Here is a 6,315-nt window from a genome sequence, read left to right on the forward strand (position 1 = left end):
CGCGGTGCGTTCGGCCGAGGCTTTGCACGGGAGCGACACTGCGGGCGGGCGATCTGGACCAACGTCGAGCCTCGTCACCTTCGCCGTTTACGAAGCATCAGCGACCTCAATAGCCGCCAGCACCGCCGCCGCCTTGACTCATGCCCTGGACGCCTTGCATGCCCTGGTAACTGGGGCTCGGAGCAGGAGTGCTGGTGCGGCTCGCCTGGTCGGTGGTGCAGCCGGCAGCCGCAAGAAGGGCCGCGCAAAGAGCGGCGATCAGGTATTGTCGTGTCATGGGAACCTCCCGTGGTCGTGGGAGCGGGATCAACCGCTTCCGCATCGAAACGGATCAACCATGCCGCCGCCGGCCCCGGATCCGTTGAGGAAGGAGACATGGCGCCAGCGGCCTTGCATGGCGCTCGCGATTGTACCACCGATCGCGCACATGGGCTGGCAAAGAGGCGGGGCGGGGGTAAAGGAAGAAAACGAACAAAACGGAAACAAAGTTTGGCAAAGGGGCTTGCCAAGCGAACGGAAGCGGGCTAAGGATATTACAGGCTGGCCGTTTCGTCATTGAAGTGGCCTTTTTGATTCCGGCGGATTGGCGCGGCCTTGCCTGGGCGCTGATGCCGATATCCAAAAAACTCAAATCCGCGCCGGCGCCGGCTGCGACCGCTGAGACGCGGGTGACGATGGCCGCTACGGCGTCACGGCGCTTCGCGATTTTTCGGATCCGCACTTGGGCTTCATGTCCTCGGCGCCCGCATGCTGCTGTCGCAAGATCGCTGCATGTTCTGGTGCGAAAGCCCTAAAGCTGGTCGCGTGGAAAGGGCTCACGCGACAGGCTTTAAGATCTGGTTTTTATGCATGTCGTTGCGGCAATACCGCTGCCCACTTTTACGCGAAAAGCCTTAGGCTTCCTGCTTGGCGATCTTGCCGGTGACGGAGGCGCCGGTCTCATGTCGCGGGCGGGGCTGCCCGATGCTGCGCAGCCAGCGCGAGGCTTCCTTCGGATCGCGCTCGACGCCGAGGCCTCTCTGATAGATGGTCACGAGGCGGGCCTGGGCAGCCGGATGACCCTGGCGGGCGGCCTGGCGGTTCCAATGAAGCGAGGCGGCATAGTGTTCCGCGCCGCCATCGTTGAAATAGATTTCGGCGAGTTTCGCCTGGGCATCGACATTTCCTGACGTCGCCAGTTCAAGCAACCTGGGCGAGATATTCGTTGCGGACGGCCGCGGGGTGAAAATGGTCTTCAACTTGCTGAACGTGTTGCGGATCATCTGGCACCTGTTGCATTCATTGCATGGTTCCCGCGGCTGGACTGCTAGGCTGAAAAACTGCTTAAAATCTTGAACTAATTTGACTTTTCCCTGGCTACTGCCGGTAGAGCAGGAGCGCTTGCGATGCATTGCGCCAGAAGCACCCGATGTGGGGCAACCCGGTGAGCGGTATTGATGACCGAATGCAACCTGAAGTCAAGGTTGCAAGCGTGACATCCGGCGTGACACACGCATTTTTCTGTGATCGGCTGTCACGCTTGCTAGCTTGAACAGCCGCGGCGACACGATGGTGTCTCCCGCAGGCATTGGCGTTCCCAGCTTGGGCGCCGAGACCTTCGGAGATGTCGGCTCGTCGACTTCGGCCAGGGCCGGAGCCGGCCTCGCGAACATGCCAAGCAGTTTCGTCCACAAACGCCGGATCACCTGCGATCGCCTCCAAATCCCGCCGCTATCGGTCGGTTTTGATGGCAGAATGCAACTTTTGGTCAAGCGGCGGCCGATCCTTCGTGCGCAGGAGGAGCAATCGCCTCGTGCCCCGGAGCAAATCCCATGACAGTGAAACCCGAAAAGGACCCGAAGACCGGGCGCTTTCTGCCGCGCGCCGGAGGGGGTGGGGCCGCCCCCCGGGCGCGCACGCGCAAGGCGGTCCGCACCAAGCTCGGCGAGCTCTTTCTCGAGGACATGCTTTCGGCCTGGGAGAGCCGAGGGGCGGCGGCGATCCATGCGCTGATCGAGAAGAACCCGAACGACTTCCTGAAAACGATAGCGGCGCTGATGCCGAAGGACGTGACCATCAATCCAAACCAGATGGGCGAGATGACGGATGAACAACTCCTCGAGCGGATCCGCAAGCTCGACCAGACCATCAGGCCTTTCCTTGCTGCTTCGGGAGCGGATGGAACTGACGATGGAGATCGGGCGGCGGCAGAACACGAATAGGCTGCGCTATTACCAGCCCTATACGAAGCAGACGGAATTTCATGCGGCGGGAGCAACCTTTCGCGAGCGGCTGTTCATGGCGGGCAACCAGCTCGGCAAGACGCTTGCCGGCGCCGCGGAAGCGGCGATGCATCTGACAGGCGACTATCCCTCTTGGTGGGCGGGCCGACGGTTCGACCGGCCGATCACGATGATCGGCGGTTCGGAATCGCACGAGCTGACACGCGATGGCGTGCAGCGGCTGCTCGTCGGCCCGCCGATGAGCGAGGAGGAGTGGGGCACGGGCTATCTGCCGAAGGCGGCGATCTCAGGCTGGACCCGGCGCTCCAGCGCTTCCGGCGCGCTCGACAGCGTGACCGTGCGGCACACTTCGGGCGGCACCTCGACGCTGCTCTTGAAGGCTTACGAGCAGGGCCGGGCGAAATGGCAGGCGAACACCGTCGACTATGTCTGGTTCGACGAGGAGCCGCCGGAAGACGTCTATTTCGAGGGCATCACCCGCACCAATGCGACCGGTGGATCGGTCGCCGTGACGTTTACGCCGCTGAAAGGCATGAGCTCGGTCGTCAGCCGCTATCTGCTGGAACCATCAGACGACCGGACCGTGGTGACGATGACGATCGACGATGCCGAACATTATTCGCCCGAGGAACGTGCGAAGATCGTCGCGAGCTACCCCGCGCATGAGAAGGAAGCGCGCACCAAGGGGGTGCCGACGCTCGGGTCGGGAAGAATCTTCCCGGTGACGGAGGAGCAGATCCGGGTCGAACCCTTCGAGATCCCACGACACTGGGTGCAGATCGGCGGGCTCGATTTCGGCTGGGACCACCCGTTTGCCGCAGCGCTTTGCGCCTGGGACCGGGATGCGGATGTCTTTTACGTGACCCGCTGTTACCGCGAGCGCGAGGCGACGCCGATCATCCATGCGGCGAGCCTGAAACCTTGGGGGCCCTGGCTGCCCTGGGCCTGGCCGCATGACGGGCTGCAGCACGACAAGGGCTCGGGCGAGCAACTGGCGGCGCAATATCGCGGGCAGGGGCTCGCCATGCTGCCCGAGCGGGCGACCTTCGACGACGGCACCAACGGTGTCGAGGCGGGGATCTCCGACATGCTGCAACGCATGCAGACCGGGCGCTTCAAGGTGTTTTCGACTGCCGGCGAATGGTTCGAGGAATTCAGGCTCTACCACCGCAAGGACGGCCGGATCGTCAAGGAACGCGACGACGTGATTTCGGCCAGCCGCTACGCGCTGATGATGAAACGCTTTGCCCGGGTGAAGGCGGATAACGCTGCCTGGGCCTTTACCGATCGGAAGGTTCTCTGATCGACCCACCGCAGTCTCCGCTCCGACGCCTCGACACATGAGGGCCGGTCGCTTCGGCACGAGATACCGGCTCCGCGGACGGACCCGGTGCACTTCTGCTTTCAACGTCAGGAGAATTCAATGGTTACCAGCGTTGTTACCACGTCGGGCAACACGACGTGCATGGATTTCAGCACGAACCAGTGGCACGGCTATGTTGGCGGCAACACGCCCTATGGCCTGTGGGTGGACGGTCCCTTGCATCCGTGGCGCGACGCCAACGGAACGCCGACCTTCATCACCGGCCATTCCGAAGGGTATCGCTACAACGTCCTCTCCGATTGGCACAACGGCCACACCTGGACCAACTGGAATGCCGGCCGGCACTGGAACTCGCCGCGCGACACCGTTGAAGGGCACTATGCCAACCGCCACTGGATCGTGTCACCGTTCGCGCGCGGCTCTCTGGTCGTCGGCCTGACCCACCACGAATTCTATCAATCGTCGACGACGATCGGCGGGATCAAAGGCTTCAATTCCCACGCCCACGGCTTCAATACCCGCTGGGTCAACGGCATCGGCTATGTGCGCTCGACCAATGACGGTCAGGCCTGGACGATCCCCAATCCCGGGGATTTCGGCCAGAACCATCACAATGTGCGCTGCGTGCTGATCCCCGAACCATGGTCCTACCAGTCCATCGAGACGGCCTATGGCTTCCTGCATCCTTCGAACATCGTGCAGGAGGGCAACTACTATTATGCCTTCATCGAGGTCCGCAATCTGCCGGGCAACACCACGCTGCTCGACAACGGCTTCACCATCATCCGAACATCGAACCTCGACGCTTCCGTCGGCTGGCAGTTCTACAACAACGCCAACCAGTGGGAGACGGTGAACCACCAGTACTACCAGGGCAACATCGCGCCGCAGCAGCCGAAAATCTTCTTCAAGGTGGCGGGCTACAACCCCTACACCATGTATGACCAGAACGGCCGCATGGCGCAGAGCATCCGCTACCACGTGCCCACACAGAAATGGGTTCTGTTCGGCTACACTGGCCTGCAGACGCCCGGCTTCTGCTACTGCGTTTCGGATACGCTCGCCAATCCGCAGTTCGAGGCGAACGGGCACCGTTTGGTGAGCCTTGCCGGCGGCGGCGCCACGAACGAATACCACAGCAACCACTACATCAGCATCTTCGATCCGAACTCTCAGGATCAGAACTACAAGACGATCCTCGGTGACAGCGCGGTCGTGATAACGGCCGACGAAGGCGTGCGCTACAAGATCGGCACGATCCGGATCACCTGATTTCACAAGCAAAACAACGTGATGACGCTCTTTCGGTCGTTATGAGCCGATTGACGGAACGCTGTGCCCGGGCAGGCCACTCATGCCGCCTGGGCCTTTACCGATCGGAAGGTTCTATAGATGGCAGCGATGACGAAACCGGAACTGACGGAGCTCGTGGGCCAGCTCGTCAGGGATTGCGAGGATTATCGCGACCAGCTTTCCGCGGCGCGTATCAGGGCGACGGAATATTACGACGGCGTGATGGCCGACGTGCCGGCGGAAGCAAACCGCTCCAAGGTGGTTTCGCGCGATGTGCGGGCGGCGGTGAAGAAGGTGCTGCCGTCGCTGATCCGCACCGTGCTCGGCAATGACAAGGTGGTGGAATACCAGCCGGTCAACCAGGGCGACGAGGCCGGCGCCGAGCAGGCGACCGACTATATCAACTACATCGTCTTTCCCGAAAGCGACGGCTATGACGCGGTGCAGGATGCCGCGCACGACGCGCTGAAGCTCGGCAACGGGGTGATCCGCTGGTGGTACGAGAAGAGAAAAAGCGTCGAGGTTTCGACCCATAGCGGGCTCGACGAGGCGGCGCTGGTTCAGCTGATCGCCGACGACACCGTGGAGGTGCTGGAACAGGCGCAATCGGTCGAACGGATCGAGCTTTCGACCGGGCCTGTCGAGCAGCCTGTCTTCACCGTGAAGATCCGCCGCACGGCCGAGCGCGGGGCGACCAGGCTTGCCGCCGTGCCGCTCGAGGAATTCCTCGTGCACCCCGATGCGATCTCGATCGACGACAGCCCGATTGCCGGGATCAAGCGGCGGATGCGCCGCTCCGATCTGATCGCCATGGGCTATGACCGTGATCTCGTCGAAGGCTTTGCCCTTGCCGGCAATGCGGATGGCGAGGACGAGGAATTTGCCCGAAGGCGTGGCATCTTCGGCGATGGCGAGGAGACGGCAAAGGCGCTGCAGGAGGTCGACTACTACGAGCTCTATGTGAAGGTGGATGCGGACGATGACGGCATTGCGGAGCTGCGCCGCCTGATCTTTGCCGGCGGCACCGGGGCCGACAACCTGCTCGAGGATGCGGAATGGGACGAGGTGCCTTTTGCCGATCTCATCACCGAGCGGCGGCCGCACCAGCGGGAGGGCAATGCGATCACCGACGACATGGCGGAGATCCAGCGGGTGAAGACCGTGCTCCTGCGCCAGACGCTCGACAATCTCTACTGGCAGAACAACCAGCAGCCGATTGTGCAGGAAGGGGTGATCCAGAACCCGGAATCGGTGCTGAACCCGAAATTCGGCCAGCCGATCCGCGTCGGTCAGGGCGTCGATGTGCGTGGTGCCGTCGGCTATACGGCAGTGCCGTTCGTGGCGCGCGAATCCTTCTCCATGCTCGGTTATCTCGACCAGGAGGCGACCGATCGCACCGGGATTTCCGATGCCTCGAGCGGCATGGCGCCGGATGCGCTGCAGAACATGACGGCGAAGGCGACGGCACTCGTCGAG

General features: G+C 62.4%; 6 protein-coding genes. 4 read left to right on the forward strand and 2 right to left on the reverse strand.

Translation table 11 applies throughout. The features are described from left to right. Nucleotides 1-106 precede the first annotated feature (106 nt). Nucleotides 107-277 carry a hypothetical protein gene (locus ASE71_RS35855; RefSeq protein ID WP_156400691.1) on the reverse strand — a complete coding sequence of 57 codons (171 nt, stop codon included), beginning with the start codon at nucleotides 275-277 and terminating at the stop codon, nucleotides 107-109. 616 nt (nucleotides 278-893) lie between these two features. Further along, complete coding sequence (locus tag ASE71_RS21815) at nucleotides 894-1,262, reverse strand: tetratricopeptide repeat protein (RefSeq protein WP_051659282.1); 369 nt, start codon at nucleotides 1,260-1,262, stop codon at nucleotides 894-896. A gap of 549 nt (nucleotides 1,263-1,811) precedes the next feature. Between ASE71_RS21815 and ASE71_RS35145 the strand changes: the two genes are divergently transcribed. From ASE71_RS35145 to ASE71_RS21835, 4 genes are all read left to right on the forward strand, one after another. After that, nucleotides 1,812-2,201, forward strand: a complete 390-nt coding sequence (locus ASE71_RS35145) for a hypothetical protein (protein ID WP_156400692.1) — start codon at nucleotides 1,812-1,814, stop codon at nucleotides 2,199-2,201. Beyond that, entirely contained in the window at nucleotides 2,086-3,525 is a 1,440-nt protein-coding gene (locus ASE71_RS21825; protein ID WP_060516147.1) for a terminase large subunit domain-containing protein, read from the forward strand. Before ASE71_RS35145 ends, ASE71_RS21825 begins: the two co-directional genes overlap by 116 nt. Nucleotides 3,526-3,645: 120 nt before the next feature. Next, nucleotides 3,646-4,818 carry a hypothetical protein gene (locus ASE71_RS21830; protein ID WP_060516148.1) on the forward strand — a complete coding sequence of 391 codons (1,173 nt, stop codon included), beginning with the start codon at nucleotides 3,646-3,648 and terminating at the stop codon, nucleotides 4,816-4,818. 120 nt (nucleotides 4,819-4,938) lie between these two features. Then, the coding region (locus ASE71_RS21835) for a hypothetical protein (RefSeq protein WP_060634965.1) at nucleotides 4,939-6,315 on the forward strand (1,377 nt) is incomplete at its 3' end.

It is taken from the genome of Ensifer sp. Root954 (assembly GCF_001429005.1).
Lineage (GTDB): Bacteria > Pseudomonadota > Alphaproteobacteria > Rhizobiales > Rhizobiaceae > Ensifer > Ensifer adhaerens.

Coding starts and splice junctions, on each gene's coding strand:
- ASE71_RS21825 (WP_060516147.1), top strand. CDS start 2,086: ATGAACAACTCCTCGAGCGGATCCGCAAGCTCGACCAGACCATCAGGC.
- ASE71_RS21815 (WP_051659282.1), bottom strand. CDS start 1,262: ATGATCCGCAACACGTTCAGCAAGTTGAAGACCATTTTCACCCCGCGG.
- ASE71_RS35855 (WP_156400691.1), bottom strand. CDS start 277: ATGACACGACAATACCTGATCGCCGCTCTTTGCGCGGCCCTTCTTGCG.
- ASE71_RS21830 (WP_060516148.1), top strand. CDS start 3,646: ATGGTTACCAGCGTTGTTACCACGTCGGGCAACACGACGTGCATGGAT.
- ASE71_RS35145 (WP_156400692.1), top strand. CDS start 1,812: ATGACAGTGAAACCCGAAAAGGACCCGAAGACCGGGCGCTTTCTGCCG.